Annotated in this window: 15 protein-coding genes; 3 read left to right on the top strand and 12 right to left on the bottom strand. The window is 30.7% G+C overall.

Features of this window, described 5'->3' with window-relative positions; all coding sequences use genetic code 11:
* Positions 1-44: 44 nt before the first annotated feature.
* From IAI10_RS11630 to IAI10_RS11615, 4 genes are all read right to left on the bottom strand, one after another.
* Entirely contained in the window at positions 45-773 is a 729-nt protein-coding gene (locus IAI10_RS11630) for a polysaccharide deacetylase family protein (RefSeq protein ID WP_315673433.1), read from the bottom strand.
* Between the two features lie 199 nt (positions 774-972).
* A complete protein-coding gene (locus tag IAI10_RS11625; RefSeq protein ID WP_315673432.1) occupies positions 973-1,788 on the bottom strand; it encodes a GHKL domain-containing protein in 816 nt (271 codons plus the stop codon).
* A gap of 519 nt (positions 1,789-2,307) precedes the next feature.
* A complete protein-coding gene (locus IAI10_RS11620; RefSeq protein ID WP_315673431.1) occupies positions 2,308-4,674 on the bottom strand; it encodes an ATP-dependent DNA helicase in 2,367 nt (788 codons plus the stop codon).
* 409 nt (positions 4,675-5,083) lie between these two features.
* Positions 5,084-5,674, bottom strand: coding sequence for a DUF1836 domain-containing protein (locus IAI10_RS11615; protein WP_315673430.1), 591 nt, complete (start codon positions 5,672-5,674; stop codon positions 5,084-5,086).
* Positions 5,675-6,558: 884 nt separating this feature from the next.
* Here IAI10_RS11615 and IAI10_RS11610 point away from each other — a divergent pair.
* On the top strand, positions 6,559-6,804 hold the full coding sequence (locus tag IAI10_RS11610; protein WP_315673429.1) for an AbrB/MazE/SpoVT family DNA-binding domain-containing protein: 246 nt from the start codon (positions 6,559-6,561) through the stop codon (positions 6,802-6,804).
* A 171-nt stretch (positions 6,805-6,975) separates the two neighbouring features.
* Here the strand turns inward: IAI10_RS11610 and IAI10_RS11605 are convergent, their stop codons facing one another.
* From IAI10_RS11605 to IAI10_RS11580, 6 genes are all read right to left on the bottom strand, one after another.
* Entirely contained in the window at positions 6,976-8,094 is a 1,119-nt protein-coding gene (locus tag IAI10_RS11605; RefSeq protein WP_315673428.1) for an NlpC/P60 family protein, read from the bottom strand.
* A 229-nt stretch (positions 8,095-8,323) separates the two neighbouring features.
* Positions 8,324-9,169 (bottom strand): 16S rRNA (cytidine(1402)-2'-O)-methyltransferase, encoded by an 846-nt coding sequence (gene rsmI / locus IAI10_RS11600; protein ID WP_315673427.1) that lies wholly within the window; start codon positions 9,167-9,169, stop codon positions 8,324-8,326.
* A gap of 1 nt (position 9,170) precedes the next feature.
* Complete coding sequence (locus IAI10_RS11595; RefSeq protein ID WP_315673426.1) at positions 9,171-9,914, bottom strand: tRNA1(Val) (adenine(37)-N6)-methyltransferase; 744 nt, start codon at positions 9,912-9,914, stop codon at positions 9,171-9,173.
* A 67-nt stretch (positions 9,915-9,981) separates the two neighbouring features.
* A complete protein-coding gene (locus tag IAI10_RS11590) occupies positions 9,982-10,464 on the bottom strand; it encodes a PTS glucose transporter subunit IIA (protein ID WP_315673425.1) in 483 nt (160 codons plus the stop codon).
* Positions 10,465-10,525: 61 nt separating this feature from the next.
* A complete protein-coding gene (locus IAI10_RS11585; RefSeq protein WP_315673424.1) occupies positions 10,526-11,260 on the bottom strand; it encodes a TIGR03943 family putative permease subunit in 735 nt (244 codons plus the stop codon).
* A 19-nt stretch (positions 11,261-11,279) separates the two neighbouring features.
* Positions 11,280-12,197, bottom strand: coding sequence for a permease (locus IAI10_RS11580; protein ID WP_315673423.1), 918 nt, complete (start codon positions 12,195-12,197; stop codon positions 11,280-11,282).
* A 160-nt stretch (positions 12,198-12,357) separates the two neighbouring features.
* On the opposite strand from IAI10_RS11580, the gene asnS reads away from it, so the two are divergent.
* The gene (gene asnS / locus IAI10_RS11575) at positions 12,358-13,749 is read left to right on the top strand and encodes an asparagine--tRNA ligase (RefSeq protein WP_396334371.1); all 1,392 of its coding nucleotides are present in this window, start codon (positions 12,358-12,360) and stop codon (positions 13,747-13,749) included.
* Positions 13,750-13,786: 37 nt separating this feature from the next.
* Here asnS and nrdG read toward each other — a convergent pair whose 3' ends face one another.
* Complete coding sequence (gene nrdG, locus IAI10_RS11570; RefSeq protein WP_315673422.1) at positions 13,787-14,302, bottom strand: anaerobic ribonucleoside-triphosphate reductase activating protein; 516 nt, start codon at positions 14,300-14,302, stop codon at positions 13,787-13,789.
* Between the two features lie 16 nt (positions 14,303-14,318).
* Positions 14,319-16,427, bottom strand: a complete 2,109-nt coding sequence (gene nrdD, locus IAI10_RS11565; protein ID WP_315673421.1) for an anaerobic ribonucleoside-triphosphate reductase — start codon at positions 16,425-16,427, stop codon at positions 14,319-14,321.
* 227 nt (positions 16,428-16,654) lie between these two features.
* On the opposite strand from nrdD, the gene IAI10_RS11560 reads away from it, so the two are divergent.
* On the top strand, positions 16,655-17,671 hold the full coding sequence (locus IAI10_RS11560) for a DUF3048 domain-containing protein (RefSeq protein ID WP_315673420.1): 1,017 nt from the start codon (positions 16,655-16,657) through the stop codon (positions 17,669-17,671).
* Positions 17,672-17,678 lie beyond the last annotated feature (7 nt).

Raw genomic sequence — 17,678 nt, 5'->3', positions numbered from 1 at the left:
GCAGATTTTTGAAATAGATAATAGCTATACTTTAATTGCAACTATTATTTCTTTTTAAATTTATAGTAGTATTCCTTAGTATCGTTATCTATAGTTTTAAACTCAAATTCTTGAGACCTGTAATGATTTATTATTGTCCCTAGCGCCATAGCTGTATTTTTGTTATTAGAATTGTTATGCGCTAATAAAAATACTCGGTTTTTATCTCCCTTAATTTTTTTTGAATTATTTAAATACTGTTCAGTACTAAGTCTAGCTTTTTCGCCATCCTGCAGATTGGAGTTCCAGTCGTATACAGTATAGCCGCATTGATGGAGTCTATCCAAAAAGCTTTGTGAAAGCATTTTATCGCTACCTCCTGGAAATCTTACCGCAGTAGCTTTATATTTTGTTATTTCATAAATTATATCTTGAGTTTTTTTTAGCTCATCAATAAAATTATCTTCACTTTTATATATAATAGAAAATTTATGACTATATGTATGAAGTCCTATTGAATGCCCTTCTCTGTATATTCTCTCTACAAGTTCTTCCCTTCCCTCAATTTCTTTTCCTACCAGGAAAAATGTAGCTTTCACGTTATTTTCTTTTAATGAATCGAGAATTTTGTCAGTTATGCCTGGAGTTGGTCCATCGTCAAAGGTCAAATACATTTCTTTTGGTGTATTATCGCTGCTGGCGTTAGCTGAAACCTCTTTTTTACTATAAGACATTACAAAACTTATAGCTGCTATAAAAATAATTAATTTAGTAAACTTAGTTTTAATTTTCAAATTATCAGCTGTTATTTTAATGTTCTCTGCTATTGCAAATTTTGCAGATAACTTACTTAACAGTTTTTCACCTTCCTCTCCTTGTTTATTAAGTTATATAAATTTGTAATTCTATTTAAAACACAAAAAATAAAATTCATACTGGCCTATTGCCTGCATAAATATTATTATCAAACTTCATATATTTATTCTTTATAAATCATCTTATTTTGTCTGACACCACTATCTCTTGTCTGAATATATTTCCGTCCACTTCTGTATTAATAAAAACATTGTCATATTTGTCAGCTATTCCCTTAACTATGCTCAATCCCATGCCTCTTTCAGAACCCTTTGTTGAAAATCCTTCTTCAAACATCTTGTAGATTGGAGGAAGTTCTAACTGGCAGCTATTTTCTATCACTATTATCTTCTCATCATCCATTTCTATTATTCCAATTTGTATCTTTTTAGAATCTAATTCTCTTGTACCTTCTATTGCATTATCCATCAATATTCCTACAATTCTGCATAGATCTATTATATTTATTTTGAACTCTCCAATTTCTTCTCTTACGTCAAGCATAATTTCTATATTTTCATTTTTTGCTTCTGATATTTTAGAAAATAAAATTCCCTTTAGTGATAAATTTTTTATGTTTTTAAGATAGAGAATATTACTATCTTTTTTTACAATTTTTGAACTTTCAGGAAATAATTCTTTATGATAATATTTTTTTAACGCTTCAAAATCATCATTTTCAATATAATAATCTAATGTTTTTAAAATATTTGTATAATCATGCTTAAACTTCTTAATATCAGAAGACATGCTTTCTATAACCTCAGTATATTCCTTTAGCTTCAAATATTGATCTTCTTTATCCTTCATTGTTTTAGATAGATTCATTATCATTAAATTTTCAGTTATGATATTTATCAATATAAAAAAATTCATCAATGCAGTAAGAAAATAAATAATTTTTTTAATAGAATCCGCATTAGCTGATATCATATACATATTGATAATTAACATGCATATATCGCATATTATTAGGGCTATCATATAAGTTTTTGTATGAATACCCTTTATAATATTTTTTTCAAAAGTCACGGATTTTAATTTGACTATATGAAATATTACTTTAAATATAAGCATAAAAAATATTAATACGACAAGATAAAGGAGTGCTTTTTCAAATATCGAATTTATCCTAATAACATAGGTCAAAGTTTTTGAGATCCAAAAACTTACTTCCCAATAAAATCCACACATAAAAATCATCAATATATCTTCCACATCAATTTTTTTTGTGTGAATAATAAAAGAGTAAATAAAGCTCAATATCATTATAAAATGTACTGTGATATTCATATTTTTATAACCCATTACTAATATCACGAAAAAGCAAATAATTGGATATGCTATTTTTTCTTTTTTAAACACATGCAACGTATTCATCGCAATCATACCCAATAAATATGTGGCAGCTCCTAATAAAGCCCCTATAATGTTTACAATAAAGTTCATCTTTTTCATCCTTACGTGTAGAAATTAATTATCAAAATTCCAGCATTCTTTTTGAAATTCTATATTCGACTTTACTACTTTGTAATTCCGCCAATGGTCAGGTAATATGCTCTTATATTCCTGCATTATGAATCTATCATCTAATAGCAATATCACTCCTCTATCATCCCAAGTTCTTATAACTCTGCCCCCTGCTTGAAGAACTTTATTCATACCTGGGTACATATATGAATAGTGGTAACCATTTTTATTCATATCATTGTAATACTGCTTTATTATTTCACGTTCTAAACATATTTGTGGAAGTCCAACCCCTACTATTATAGCCCCTATCAATTTATCACCTTTTAAATCAATGCCCTCAGAAAAAATTCCACCTAAAACTACAAAAGCTGCCAAGGACCTATCAGAATTTTCTTTAAACATTGATAAAAATTCTTCTCTTTTTTTCTCATCCATATTTGCATCTTGAACTATAATATCTGCATCTATGCAGTTTTTGCTAAATACATCATACACATCATTCATATATTTATACGATGGAAAGAAAATCATATAATTACCTTTTTTAGCTCTTAATAAATCATTTATATAATTTGAAATAGAGATATAACTCCTATCTCTATTTCTATATTTGGTAGATATATCTTTTCCTATAAATACATTTAAATTTTTCACATCAAAAGGAGAAGGTAATTTTATCATGTAATCTTCTACTGTTCCACCAAGTACCTCTTTATAATAATTCATTGGAGATAATGTAGCAGAAAAGAATACGGATGCTTGCCCATTTTCAGTGGCCTTATTAATCAAATCCCCAGGAGATATACAAAATAGCTTTATTTTAATATTACCCTCTTCGTCCGATATATAGTTTACAAAATTATCATCATAAATCTCCCATATTCGTATAAAAGATATAACATTAAAATAGAATTCCAGCATATCTTCGTAGCAGCTGCTTCTTGATTGAGTAGCAAGCCATTCTTCAGAAGAATTAATAAAGTTGTTTAACAAAAAATACATTTCTTCTGGCAGCTCTTTCTGCACAATACTTTTTTCTCCGTCCAAGGTTTTTCTAAAGGAAAGCATCTGAGAATTTAATTTTGTAAGGCACTTATGTATAGATGAATTTTCCTTCTGCATGATTTTTTTTAATCTTAGTATAACATCTTTATTGAGTTCTGCAGAATACATTTCCCTTCCTCTATCTAAAAGATTATGTGCTTCATCAATTAAAAAGACATATTCTCCTGAATTATCAAAAAATCTTTTTAAACTAGCTCTTGGATCAAATAAATAATTATAGTCACAAATTACGCAGTCAGCCCATAGAGCTAAATCTAGAGAAAATTCAAAGGGACATATTTTATAGCTTAATGCATGCTGTTCTATTTCTTCCCTAGTTATATTATCTTTATTTTTTAGCATATCCATTATAGCTTCATTAACCCTGTCAAAATGTCCTTTTGCATACTCGCATTGATCTGGATTACACTGAGGTTTATCCTTAAAACAGATTTTTTCTTTGGCTGTTAATGTAATACTTTTAATTTTCAAAGCTTTTGCTCGCATTTTTTCAATGGCTTCTTCTGCCACCTGCCTTGTAATAGTTTTGGCTGTTAAATAAAATATTTTTGATGCATGCCCTTGTCCTATGGCTTTTATGCTTGGAAAAAGAGTTGAAATAGTTTTCCCTATACCAGTTGGCGCCTCACAAAAAATCTTTTTGCCTTGAGCTATTGTTTTATATACAGCTACTGCTAGTTCTCTTTGCCCGCTTCTATAATTTTCGAAAGGAAATTCTAATGAATTTATAGTACGATCCCTAGTAGCTATCCAGGACTTTGAAAACTTAGCCCAATCATAATATTTATTAATAATTTCCTCAAAAAATTTTTTTAGCTCTGATAATAAAAAAACTTTTTTTATATATTTCAAGTTTTCAGTATCTACATTGCAGTATGTAAGCTGGATCTCCATCTCATTCTTATTATTTTCTACTGCATACATATAGGCGTAACATTTAGCTTGTGCCCAATGCAATTCATTAAAATTTTCATTAATTACTTCTAATGACACACTAGTAGTTTTTATTTCATCTATTGTAACTCTACCGGCATCCTTTGAAACTATTATACCATCTGCCCTTCCTTCTAATAAAAAATCTATATCTTTAAAATTAAATTTGTAATTTAACTTTATTTCAGAGTCATATTCATAATTTGAATCAGAATACTCTTTAGCATTTTGTTTTTGAATTTTTTGATGTAATCTCGTGCCTTCAACGGCTGAAGTATTAGTAGAAAATCTACTATCTAAATCGCCTCTTCTTAGTATGAATTCTACAAGATTTCTCACGGATAGCTTAATTACATTATTATCTTCCAAAGCAATCAACCTTTTTATTTAATATATTTAACAGAATTTATGGTTAAAACTAAAGTAATGTTTTAAATTAACGTAAAAATCAGCACTGATTTAAAACAGAGCCTAATATAAAGAACATTATAATAAAAATATTGTCCAATATTAAAAAAACACTAAAAATAATGTTAATGCATAGTTATATAATACTACTATAATAGAAAATATCTATATTGTGAATATAATTATTTTAATTACGCTGTGTTTTTAGAGAATATTAACAAAGGCTTTCATCCATTTGAAACTCTAAAAGTTTCTAGAATTCGGAAGATGATATGAACATTTTAAAACATAGTGTTCAATTAAAATTTTTCAAAAAACAAAGGCGCTGAAGAGCGCCTCTATAAATTAAATATTTAATTTAATTATAATGTTAAATTCCGTACTTTTCTATGAGCTGTTGAGCTAATTTTTTGATAGCGCTTGCTTGAGCTACCAAGGTCATAACTGTTAAAAATATTGATACTCTTTTAAACTCTTCACCGCTCAGATTATTTTTCTTAGCAAAATCTTCAATGGCTTCTTTATCATAATAATCTGCATTCAAAAATTCATCAAAGCTGTGTTTTTGTATGTCTTCGAATATCTTATATACTTCTTCCCAAGATACTATATCATCATTTCTATCATTTATTTCATTAAATGCCAGTCTAAATACTTTGTTTATTTCATCTGTAGTTAGAACAGGTCTCATATAACTAAGTAAAACAAGCTGTACAAGATGAAGTTTAGTGTATCCTCTTTTCTTACCATCTTCAGGTTTAGATATTACCTCACTCTTTATATAGTTTTGTACAATATTATTAGTGTACTTTTCTTGTGAAAATTTATCATTTAAATAATCTATAACTTGAGATAGGAACAAATCATATCTTGGAAGATCATCATATGAAACAAGATTATTTTTAGACATATCATTGGCTAAATTTTTAATGTCATCAAAAGTAAATTTCTCACTTCCCATAATATTCCCTCCTTACATAATCTATAATTACATTATAAGTTATGTATAAACTTATTACAAGTTAAATTCTATCAATATATTTAAAAATGACTACTAGATACAGTTTATAATTTATTAAATCCGCTGCAGGATAATTTTAACCACAACTCTTGCTTTTTACTTTTTAAATGTTCTTACATATTATCTATTGAAAAATTTCATATCACAAATTCCAGTTTACCTGTATACATAAAAGTTAGTAACAAAATCATGTGATTATTATAATTGTGAATAAATTTAATATTTATGGTAATAATTAAAATATTCGTATAAATACTTTACTTGCTTCTCTTTAATTGAGAGAAAAAATTAAACATTTAAAAAAATCACTTTTTTTTACAGTATTCTTTTTACAACAATAAATATAATGAAAATATTACTTTTTTTCATATATTTTTTAATTACTTTTATAAGAATTCATGTACGTATATCCTATTTTAATTAAAACAGTAGATTATTATAGTAAATTTTTGTAAATTTATTTATATCCATCATATTCTAGTTGATAGTTCGACATATATATAAAATGTAAATCCAAATTATTACTATTTTTTTATATATGTATTTTTATACTTTGCTATAAATTAATAAAAGATTAAATTTTTATAAAAAATCTCTAAACTATTGCTATATGTCATTTTCACGCTTAATGTATTTTTTTTACATTTATTGTTTTATAGTATTGACTTTTCTACAATATGGTAGTATATTAACTATAGATACAAATGCGATAGAAATTTGTAAATTAATCAAAAATATTCTAAAAAAATATTGACTTATAATAACATGTTTGTTATGATTTATATAGAATATGTCGAATATTGTATTAAGAGGAGGAATTTAAAATGAAATCAACAGGTGTAGTAAGAAGAGTAGATGAACTAGGAAGAATTGTTATTCCTATAGAACTTAGAAGAACTTTAGATATCGCTGAAAAAGATGCTTTAGAGATATATGTAGATGGTGAGCAAATCATATTAAAGAAATACGAACCAGCATGCATATTCTGTGGAGATGCTAGAGATGTTGTTAATTACAAAGGAAAAAATATCTGTAAGAACTGTCTTCAAGAATTAAAGAACGATAAATAATAAAAAGGGTTGTCTAGAATGATTTATAATCATGCAGCAGACAATCCTTTTTTTATTTTGTTTTTCTTTATATAAAAAAAGCTATGCCTTTTTTAGGCATAGCTTTTTACTATACTATTTTTTAGAGACCTGTTTAAAGAACATTTTAATTATTGGTTCTGCACTTAATTATTATTTAACTCTTCTAGCACATACATAGTTTGATCTATAAGAAAGATCCGAAATTCTTACATTTGCGCCAGTATAAGGAGCTTCAATAAAGCTTCCTCCTCCAACGTACATACCTACATGAGTTATATTTCCAGCGCTTCCGAAGAAAACTAAATCTCCTGGCTGAAGTGCATCCTTTGATACAGCTGTACCTACTCCAGCTTGATCCTGTGCAACTCTAGGTAAATCAACTCCAAAATGAGCATAAACATACTGCATAAGTCCAGAACAATCAAAACCTGATGGAGATGAACCACCATATACATATGGCACGTTCAAGAATTGTTCTGCAAATGAAACTACGGAGTTTGATGATACCACAAAAGAACTACCACGATTTAAAGCTCCAGTAGATGCAGCTTGCTTCTGTGCTGCTTCTAATTGCTGAGCTGCTAATTTGGCTTTATCATTTTCAACTTGAATCTGATTTCTTAAACTAGTTACATTAGCATCTATTACCCTATATTCCTTAGTCATTTTATCAAGTACTGCTTTTTCACTAGCTTTAGTATTTTTCAAATCTGACTGCTGGCTATTATAATCTGCTGTTAATTTTACTATCTTAGCTTTATCAACATCTAGCTGTTTCTTTTTATTCTGCAATTCTTCTTTTTTCTGTTTAGTTTCAGCCATTACATTATTGTCATATGTAGACATCTTGTCCACAGCTTCCACTCTGTTGAATAAATCTGAAAAACTACTTGCTTCAAGAATTACTCCTAAATATCCAGTGGAACCATTCTTGTACATCTGCCTGATACGCTTGTCCAACAATTCTTGCTGCTTATCAAGACTGTCCTGAGTTTCCTGTATGTTCTTTTGAGTTTCAGAAATATTAGCTTCTGTTGTGTTTAAATCCGTTTTATTTTTGCTTATTTTCACAGTTAGATCAGATATCTGGTTATCTATATCAGATAATTTTGAAGTAATATCATTAATTTGTTTTATCTTATCTGAATTCTTCTGCTGGTAAGTATTTAATTGTTGATTTAATTGTGATACCGTATCCGCATTTGCAACTACTCCAAATGAAAAGGTTAAACATACTGTCGCTATAATAGTTAAAATCTTCTTATTCAAAGCCACCTACTCTGCAATCCTTTGTACAGAGCAGTTTCACCCCCCTAATAATAAAGTTTACTTTATGCCATGGTCCCTAACAACTACTTGTCCACAAACATTAAGTACATTATACCACTTTAATGGCAAATTTCTCAATGAATATCTTTACTTTTAAAGATTTGTTAATATTTTTTGAATTATTAGCATTTTTTCATATTTTATGGGTATCAAATTTGCAATTTGATTTTTATATATCTATGGAATGTGAATATACTTCTGATTTTGACAGTGCTCTCTCCTTTGCCACCTTTTTTATTGCGTCTTTTTTGCTAAGTCCATCTTCCATATATTTTTTAATATGTTCTTCTATAGTTAGATTTTCCCATAAGGATTTTTTTTCTTTTAATATTTCTTCTTCACTTTTTCCTTGAACTACCAAAACATATTCGCCTCTAGGTTCTACCTTGGTATAATAATCTATAGCTTCAGAAATATTATACCTCAATATCTCCTCATGAAGCTTTGTTAATTCTCTGCAGATTGCTATAGATCTGTCTCCAAGTCTATCTAGCAAAAAGCTCAAGGTTTCTCTCAATCTATGAGGTGCTTCATAGAATATTATAGTTTCCTTTCTGTCTTTTATATCTTCTATAAAAGGAATCCTTTCCTTATTTTCTCTTGGAACAAACCCTTTAAACATAAATTTGGTAGTATCCAGTCCAGAATATACCAATGCCGTAGTAACTGCTGTGGCTCCTGGCAATACATCAAAACCAATGCCTTTTTCTATACATTTACTTACAATAACACTTCCTGGGTCTGATATGCCAGGCGTACCTGCATCTGTTACTATCGCCACCTGTTTTCCATCAGTGAGCATCTCTATAATGTCCTCTCCCTTTGTATTTTCATTAAATTTATGATAGCTCACCAAAGATTTCTTTATCTCATAATGATTTAAAAGCTTAAGCGTCTGTCTAGTGTCCTCTGCTGCTATTATATCCACCATTTTTAAAACTTCTAGAGCTCTCAAGGTTATGTCTTTTAAGTTTCCTATGGGAGTAGGAACTAAATAAAGCTTTCCAGTAGTCATTTTAACTCTCCCTTCCATAAATTGCATCTATCTCTTTGGTATAATTTCCTTCATCATCATATACATAAAGGGGTGGTTCCCACTTCAAAAAAGCTCCTCCATCTCTCTGACCCTCTACAAGCACTATATTAGGTGCTTTTTTGGTGTTTGGATGAATCATCCTTATAGTCTTAGGCTCTATTTTGTATTTTCTCATAGCACATAATATATCGGCTAGTCTTTCAGGTCTATGAACCATATATAGTCTTCCATTATCCTTCAATAATATTCTAGAAGCCGCAATAACATCCTCTAAAGTGCAGCATATCTCATGCCTTGCTATGGCATTCTTATCCTTTTCATTTATTATCCCTGAATTTATAAGTTTATATGGGGGATTTACTGTTACTACATCCACCTTTTCCAGCTTTTTAATTTTATCAATATTTTTTATATCTTCATTTAAGAAAGCTACCCTATGCTGCAAATTATTATATAAAACACTCCTTTGAGCCATCTCTACCATATCATCTTGTATTTCTACCCCAGTTATAAAACTTGCATCCGTCTTTCCAGCCAATATAAATGGCACAATGCCAGTGCCGCTGCATAGATCTATCACTTTCGAATTTCTTTTTACTTTCGCAAAGTTAGCTAATAAGACTGCATCAACACCAAATCTAAAGGCATCCTTTTTCTGAATTAAAAAAATATTTTTTAACTGTAAATCATCTAAGGTTTCGTCATCATTAATATTAATCTTCACATAATCCCTCTCTTTTTTATTTCATATTTACTGTATACTAAAAAATGATATGGAGTCCATATCATTTTTACTTTATAAATTTATATTCTAATATATCATCTTTACCTGCTTTTACTATCTTTCCTATATTTAAATCAGTAAACTCCACAAGCTCTGTGTTGGTTATAAGAACTGGAGTTATTATAGAACAATTTCTAGATAACACAAATTCTCTATCAAATTTAATTATAGGGTCTCCCGCTTTAACTATTTCCCCTTCTTGTACTAACCGCTTAAAACCCTCTCCTCCTAATTTAATTGTATCTAATCCTATGTGGACTAGTATTTCAATTTTATTATCTAAAAGCATTCCAAAAGCATGATTAGTATTAAAAATCAAATTTATTTCTCCGTCAGCTGGTGCTAGTACCACATCGTCTTTGCATTCTATAGCTATACCATCTCCAGCCATCTTCTCTGCAAAAATTTCATCCGGCACTTCTGAAAGCCTTATTATTTTTCCGCTTACAGGAGCTAAAATCTTAAATTTTCTTTTAAATAAGTGGAACATTTTTTCCTCCCATGTGATACATGTATAAAGACATTATAAGCTTGCAGTAAATCAATGTCAATTAATCTCTATAAATATAGGTATTTCTGGGTTCAGTTATAGTGCTAATTTTTTCTATATTTATGAAGGGCTCCTTAGAACTTATATCTCGTACCACCTTCCCTTCCAAGCTAACCCAGCTTCCTGCTTTAATTTTATCACCATCATTATAGTAGCATTTCATGCCTATTATTTCTGCATCTGCAGCGCAGCAGGAAACTACTGTTCTTCCAAGAACAAAGGTATTTCCATCTGTGCTTATTACATATCCGCTTAAATTCAAGGTATAGCTGCTATATTTTTCCACATTATTATATATCTCCTTCATGCTCTCATAAAAATTATCGTCATTTATTTCTATTTTATTCCCGCTTATTATCATCTTTTCTTTTTCGCTATGTACATGATTATGTTCTAAGCTATCAGAAACCTCTTGCTTGTAAAAATACATATTAGTGCCTCTATTGAAAGCCATGCTTTCGCTAATAGGCTGAGATTTCATTGCACCATACACAATTATAGGAATTAAAAATAATATATATCCCTTCTTGATATGCTGTTCTCCATCGCTTCTTAGATTAAACAACTCGAATACTGCCATAAGAAATATCACTGAAGCAGAGAAATATACATATTTTATCATGGCTGGATTTAAATAATTTCTTATATTATTGGTATATATTAAATTATACATACAAGCAAAAAGCATAATTAATATTCCAATCCAGATCACCTTATTAAAACTGATTTTAAACATATTTATTTCCATCCTTTTCTTAAACATTTGGCATTAAGGTTGTAACTAAAGAGGCCATTATAAAGCAAATGCAGATAATTACAAATATTAATTTAAAAACAAAAGAGGCCTTAAAACTTCCAAAAAGCATTATAGTGTTTTTTAAATCCAGCATTGGACCAAATATAAGAAAAGCCATAATAGAACCATTAGTAAATTGATTTAAAAAGGTTCTGGCTATGAAAGCATCTGTTTCTGAACAAATAGACAATAAGAAGGCCAAACTCATCATCATGATAATAGAAGATACATTTCCATGTCCTATTGATACTACTATTTGTCTTGGAACGAAAGTTTGAAGTGCAGAGGAAATCAAAGCTCCTATTATAAAATAGCGCCCTATTTCATAGAATTCTTCACTTATATCTAACATAAGTTCATTTAATTTAGGTCTTCCCTCTTTATGATGATGGATATGTTCATGATGATGGTGCTCATGCTCATGATCACAAACAATATGTTTTTCTTTTAGTGGATACTTAGTCGCTATACTGTCTATTATAGTTCCTATTAAAATTGAGCATACTACACCCAATATCATCCTTAAATAAGCTATTTCTTCATGACCAATAAAAGCATAATATGTAGACATAAAAACCACAGGATTAACTATAGGCACTGCCAGCATAAAGGTAACTGCAGTTCCTACTGACATTCCCTTTTGTACCAGTTTTCTTACTATAGGCACTATACCACATTCACATACAGGAAATACTATCCCTATTATAGAAATAATAAATGTAGCTGCTATTTTATTTTTAGCAGATATCTTTGCTATAGTTTCATCAGAAACGAATATTTGAATTATAGAAGAAACTATTGCTCCTATGATTAAGAACGGGAATCCTTCTAATATAATACTCAAAAAAATAGTTCCCATATTATTAATGTTGCTCAATTTATATTCCTCCAAACCAATAATCTCTATTAATTTTATGAAACTAAATATCAATAAATAACTTGATAATTACATATTTTGAGGTATACTTTTAATAGGATTGCTGAACCTTAAAAAGTTAGTATCATTATGAACATATAAAATGGAGGTAGTTTACATAATGGAAAAGTTACTAATTAAAAATTTATACAGAAACAGTGAAGAATACATTGATAAAACTGTTACTATATCAGGCTGGGTGAGAACTATTCGTTCCTCTAACGCCTTTGGATTCATAGAAATAAATGATGGAAGCTTTTTTAAGAATCTTCAAATCGTATTTGAAAGCAAATTAGAAAATTTTAAAGAAATAGGTAAGCTAAATATAAGTTCATCTATAACTGTGAAAGGAAAACTTGTAGCAACTCCTCAGGCTAAACAGCCTTTTGAAGTTCAAGCTGAAGAAATAATAATAGAAGGATTATCTACTCCAGAATATCCTCTTCAAAAGAAGAGACACAGCTTTGAATTTTTAAGAGAGATAGCTCATTTAAGACCAAGAAGTAACACTTTCTCAGCAGTATTTAGAGTTAGATCCCTTGCAGCCTTTGCAATACACAAATTTTTTCAAGAAAGAAACTTTGTGTATACTCACACTCCAATAATAACCGGAAGCGACTGCGAAGGTGCAGGAGAAATGTTTAGAGTTTCTACTTTTGATTTAAACAATGTTCCTAAAAATGAAGATGGCACTATAAACTTTTCTGAGGATTTCTTCGGTAAGGAAACTAATCTTACTGTCAGCGGTCAGTTAGCAGCAGAAGCTTATGCTTTAGCTTTCAGAAACGTTTATACTTTCGGACCAACCTTCAGAGCTGAAAATTCAAACACTACAAGGCATGCAGCTGAATTCTGGATGATAGAACCAGAGATGGCTTTTGCTGATTTAAGCGATGATATGGATATGGCTGAAGAGATGATAAAGTACATAATAAATTATGTACTGGAAAATGCTCCTGAAGAGATAGAATTCTTTAATTCCTTCGTGGACAAAGAACTTTTAGAAAGACTTAACAACGTGGTTAACTCTGAATTTGCTAGGGTTTCTTATACAGAAGCAGTAGAGCTTCTTAAAAAATGCGGAGAAGAATTCTCTTATCCTGTAGATTGGGGCTGTGACCTCCAGACTGAACACGAAAGATATTTAACAGAAAAAATCTTCAAGAAACCAGTTTTCGTTACAGACTATCCAAAAGAAATAAAAGCCTTCTATATGAGAATTAACGATGACAATAAGACTGTAGCTGCTACTGACTTACTAGTGCCTGGCATAGGTGAAATCATCGGAGGAAGTCAAAGAGAGGAAAGACTGGAAGTCTTGGAAGCTAGAATGGCAGAATTAGGTCTTAACAAAGAGGATTATTGGTGGTATCTTGAATTGAGAAAATACGGCGGAACTAAGCATGCAGGTTTTGGACTTGGTTTCGAAAGAATAATCATGTACATCACCGGAATGGGAAATATAAGAGATGTTATACCATTCCCTAGAACCCCTAAAAATGCTGACTTCTAATTTTAAAGTTAATTAAAAAAGGTGCAAATGCACCTTTTTATATTTTCATTAATACTATTTTATTTTGTGATAAACTTTCCTGCACATCAATTACTCTCTGGTTGGAAGAGCCTCTGAATTTCAAACCTTCCTGCTTTAGACTCTCCTCAAATCTTCCGTCCACTAAAACATCTATATATTGAAGAAGCTCTTTCCAGCCTCTTCTTTCATTTATATGCTCCAGTATGTAATCAAAAGTATAGCCCGTATAACACCATATGTTTTTATTTGCTTTTTTTAATTCTTTAGCTATAAATGCAAATTTATCTGCCTGCTCTAAAGGATCTCCACCGCTAAAGGTCACCCCTTTAACAAAGGGATTCTCTATTATATCTTTAACTATTTCATCCATATTGATGAGTGCTCCACCCTCAAAGGAATGAGTATCTTGATTAAAGCAGCCCTTACAGTTATGAGGGCAGCCTTGAGCAAATAGAACTCTTCTCATTCCAGGTCCATTAACAAGGCTTTCATAAGCTATGCCTGCTAATCTGACATTTTGCTGATTTTCCATGGTTAATCACCTTCTGCTAAACATAAGTTTTAACATTTGATATATGCGAAAGTCTATCTTCTCTCTCTGCTGACTTACCTGGTCCGAATCTTTCATCTAAGCTTAAATATCCTGTAACTCTGGATACTCCTTGTATATTTGTACTTCCGCACTTAGGGCACTTCATTTGTGAGCCTTCAAGGTAAGTTCCGCAATCACGACAGTATCTTATATGAAAATTAATACCCAAATAGCTTATATTAGTATGCTTATAAGCATATTCTAATATTTCTCTTATAACAGTTCCATCTGGTCTATCATCAAGCTCTATATAGGAAATATGTCCAGCATTGCAAAGCTTATGATAAGGTGCCTCTATTTCAATTTTATCCTTTATGGAAATAGGATAACCAACTGGCACATGATAGCTATTGGTGTAGTAATCTTTATCTGTAACTCCAGGTATTATTCCAAATATTTTTTTATCCTGGATTATAAACTTTCCGCTTAAGCCCTCTGCTGGAGTTGCATAAGTACTCCAATTAAGCCTGTCTTCCTGAGTTTTTCTATCTGTAAATTCTCTTATATGTTCTATTATTTTTACACCGAGTTCTCTAGCCTCAGCACTCTCCCCATGATGCTCCCCAATAAGTGCAGACAAGGTTTCGGCAAGACCTATAAACCCTATTGCCCAGCTTCCCTGCTTTAAAATAGGTTCTATGGAATCATCCTCGGATAAATTCTCACTGCCCTTCATAAGTCCTTGTCCTGCTACAAAGGGCAGATCTCTTACTTTAAGTTTTTTAAGTATATTATATCTATGTAAAAGCGCTTCTCTAGTAAGTTCTAATCTATTATCCAAAAGTTCAAAAAACTTATCTGTACTGCCTTTTGCTAATATACCTATTCTAGGCAAATTTATAGTAGCTGGAGCTATGTTACCTCTGCCCTTAGTTCCTGGTTCACCATTTATATTTGAGCATATATAAGTTCTGCAGCCCATAGTAGCTGGTATTACACCCTTATCAAAATATTCCTTATTAAAATCCGAGTCCATATTCATGAAAGTAGGGTTCATTCTCTTAGCTGCTACTCTGCAAGCTAACTCAAATAAATAATAATATGGATCATTCGGCTCTCTATTAACGCCCTCTTTTACTCTAAATATTATATTAGGAAATATAGGCTGCTCATGCTTTCCTAGTCCCTTTTCATATTCAATTAAAAAGGATTCGCATACTAAGGCTGCATCCTTTGTTTTTGGTATTCCTAAATTTATAGAAGAAAAAGGTACCTGTGAACCAGCTCTTGAATGCATAGTATTTAGATTATACACTATACCCTGCATAGCCTGAGAAATATTTTTTCTTAGTTTCTTTTCCACTAATTCATCCATTTTATCTTCACTTACTTCAAGCTCTAACAGTTCAGCTCTTATTTCACCTCTTGTAGGCTCAACAAAAAAAGCCATGTCATTATCAAAATCAGGGTGTGCTTGGCCGCCAAACATATCATTTTGAGTTGATTGAAGCAATATGCAGCTAAGCTCTGCTGCTGACTCTATTCTCTTAGGTCTGTTTATAGTTCCATAGCCTGTATTAAAGCCTCTTTGAAGTATTTCCCCTGTAGGTATGTGAAGACAGTTAGTAGTTAAATTATAGCTGTCTAAATCATGATAATAAATATCTCCATTTTCATGTGCTTTAGCTAAATGCTTAGGCATAGATGCTAAATTGTGCCATTTATTTGATTCACTAGCTATTCTTAGCAGCTTTGAACTAAAATTATTACCTACATTAGCATTATCTCTGTCAGTCTCTACTCCAATTTGACCTATAGCCTTCATTAAATCTGACTTTATATCTCTTATCTTAGTTCTTTCTTTTCTATAATTAGAGTAAGCTAAACCTATTTCTTTATATCCATTCTCTATTAGGGATTTTTCTACCATATTTTGTATATCTTCTACAGATATTTTTGTGATGTTTCCATCTTCAATTTTTTTTATTACTTTCTGTGTTAATTCCACAGCTTCGCTTTCTTTAATCTCGAAAGATATCTCCTGAGCCGCTCCCTTGACAGCTTCAGTGATCTTCAAAGAATTAAAATCCGCTTCTCGTCCATCCCTTTTCACAACATGTAGCATTAATAAAACCTCCATACACCATATATTGTATATCATATTATACTTCCTAAAAGTTTTTTTATCAATTTAAAATTTAGTTTTAACGATTTAATAACACAATCTATATCCCAATACCTTCTATTTTTATCGATTTCTATAGGAATTCAAATGTTGACATAGAAATTAATACATATTTTTTTAGTTTTAGAATAGACTATATTTTAAAAGGAAATCTTTAGGGGGCACCTATGATAAAGAAGTTTAGATTCACTTTTATAGCTTTTACACTTTTGCTATTTGCTTGCTTAATAGCTTATACAGGCATTTTTCAATTGAATAATGATAGCATTAAAAATAAAACAAAAGAAAAAGCTGTCAGTAAGGACTTATCTTATATATCACCTTACACAGGTAAAAATATTTCCAAGGAGGCTTACAATAATATTCCTTTCATGGCCATAATAGAAAACTCAAAGCCTGCTAGGCCTCAATCTGGATTATCAGATGCAGATATAGTATATGAAACATTAGCAGAAGGAGGCATAACAAGGTTTTTTGCTCTTTTCCACTCCAGCTCTCCAGGCATAATAGGTCCTATACGAAGCGTAAGGCCTTACTTTATAACTCTTTCTCTTCAATATTCTCTTCCTTTCGCTCACTGCGGAGGAAGCCCGGAGGCATTGGATAGAATTGAAAAGGAAAATCTTATGAGCCTAAACGAACTTCATAATGGAAATTACTATTGGAGAGATTCATCCAGGAAGGCACCTCACAATTTATATACTTCTTCTGAAAAAATCAGGTCGCTGATTGCTGATAAAAAGCAAATTTCACCTCCATCAATTTTCACAAACTTCAATAGTAAGCTGGATTCAAACTCTGAATTAGAGGCCGATGACATCTCAATAAGATTTAATAAAAGCTACACCACTACTTATCACTATGAAAACGGACTATATTATAAGTACATGGATGGAGAGGAAGCTATAGATAAGCTAAATAATTCTCCTATAACTGCTAAAACAATAGTAATACAATTTTCTGATATGCAGGTAAGAGATGACTTAAGATTAAACATGGGTTTAATCGGTGCTGGTACTGCCTATATCATAAATGGAGAAAAATATGAGAGCGTAACTTGGGAAAAGAAAGACGAAAAATCTCAAGTAGTCTTTAAAAATAATGAAAATAAAATCATATCTCTTCCCAAAGGCAATATTTGGTGGCACATAATTAACAAAGATTCCTCCGTGGAAATTGGATGATTTTTTG

This window comes from Clostridium sp. 19966 (assembly GCF_032335695.1).
Taxonomy (GTDB): Bacteria; Bacillota; Clostridia; order Clostridiales; family Clostridiaceae; genus JACTOJ01.
This window is presented reverse-complemented; position numbering and strand designations above follow the sequence as displayed.

What these genes read in the sequence shown, in the direction of transcription:
- IAI10_RS11625 (WP_315673432.1), bottom strand. Translation starts at nt 1,788, where the DNA reads ATGTTAATTATCAATATGTATATGATATCAGCTAATGCGGATTCTATT.
- IAI10_RS11615 (WP_315673430.1), bottom strand. Translation starts at nt 5,674, where the DNA reads ATGGGAAGTGAGAAATTTACTTTTGATGACATTAAAAATTTAGCCAAT.
- IAI10_RS11610 (WP_315673429.1), top strand. Translation starts at nt 6,559, where the DNA reads ATGAAATCAACAGGTGTAGTAAGAAGAGTAGATGAACTAGGAAGAATT.
- rsmI (WP_315673427.1), bottom strand. Translation starts at nt 9,169, where the DNA reads ATGACTACTGGAAAGCTTTATTTAGTTCCTACTCCCATAGGAAACTTA.
- IAI10_RS11590 (WP_315673425.1), bottom strand. Translation starts at nt 10,464, where the DNA reads ATGTTCCACTTATTTAAAAGAAAATTTAAGATTTTAGCTCCTGTAAGC.
- IAI10_RS11585 (WP_315673424.1), bottom strand. Translation starts at nt 11,260, where the DNA reads ATGTTTAAAATCAGTTTTAATAAGGTGATCTGGATTGGAATATTAATT.
- asnS (WP_396334371.1), top strand. Translation starts at nt 12,358, where the DNA reads ATGGAAAAGTTACTAATTAAAAATTTATACAGAAACAGTGAAGAATAC.
- nrdG (WP_315673422.1), bottom strand. Translation starts at nt 14,302, where the DNA reads ATGGAAAATCAGCAAAATGTCAGATTAGCAGGCATAGCTTATGAAAGC.
- nrdD (WP_315673421.1), bottom strand. Translation starts at nt 16,427, where the DNA reads ATGCTACATGTTGTGAAAAGGGATGGACGAGAAGCGGATTTTAATTCT.
- IAI10_RS11560 (WP_315673420.1), top strand. Translation starts at nt 16,655, where the DNA reads ATGATAAAGAAGTTTAGATTCACTTTTATAGCTTTTACACTTTTGCTA.